Source organism: Bradyrhizobium uaiense, from assembly GCF_010811875.1.
Lineage (GTDB): Bacteria > Pseudomonadota > Alphaproteobacteria > Rhizobiales > Xanthobacteraceae > Bradyrhizobium > Bradyrhizobium uaiense.
Window position 1 is genome coordinate 1 of the sequence record NZ_VKHP01001157.1, and the last position, 230, is coordinate 230.

Below are 230 nucleotides of genomic sequence, written 5' to 3' on the forward strand. Positions count from 1 at the left end.
CGGCCATTGCGGCATGTGCCATACCGCGATCAACGCGCTCGGCGGCAGCTCGCAGTCGCAGGCCTTCGAAGGCGGCCTGATCCCGATGCAGAACTGGTACGCACCGTCGCTGACCTCCAACAAGGAGACGGGGCTCGGCGACTGGACGATCGAGGAGATCGTCGACTATCTGCGCAAGGGCGTGTCCGCGAAGGGCGCCGTGTACGGACCGATGGCCGAGGTTGTCTACA

Annotated in this window: 1 pseudogene; it reads left to right on the plus strand. The window is 65.2% G+C overall.

Features of this window, described 5'->3' with window-relative positions:
- Positions 1–230 (plus strand): annotated as a pseudogene (locus tag FNJ47_RS49145) (cytochrome c); the annotation flags it as partial.